This is a genomic window from Streptomyces gottesmaniae (assembly GCF_031845845.1).
In the GTDB taxonomy this organism is placed as follows: Bacteria; Actinomycetota; Actinomycetes; order Streptomycetales; family Streptomycetaceae; genus Streptomyces; species Streptomyces akebiae.
In genome coordinates this window covers 1-226 of sequence record NZ_JAVRFJ010000218.1, presented here as the reverse complement: position 1 = coordinate 226, position 226 = coordinate 1, and the positions used below count along the sequence as shown (strand labels likewise).

At 69.9% G+C, this 226-nt stretch carries 1 pseudogene; it reads left to right on the top strand.

The features are described 5' to 3' along the window. Positions 1 to 226 (top strand): annotated as a pseudogene (locus RM704_RS45135) (electron transfer flavoprotein subunit beta); the annotation flags it as partial.

Below are 226 nucleotides of genomic sequence, written 5' to 3'. Positions count from 1 at the left end.
CGATCCACGTCGAGGACGACGACGTGCACGGCACCGACGCGATCGGTACCTCGCTGGTGCTGGCGAAGGCGATCGAGAAGGCCGGCTACGACCTGGTGATCTCCGGCATGGCGTCCACCGACGGCACGATGGGTGTCGTCCCGGCGCTGCTGGCGGAGCGGCTGGGCGTGCCGCAGGTGACGCTGCTGTCCGAGGTGTCCGTCGAGGACGGTGTGGTCAAGGGCCG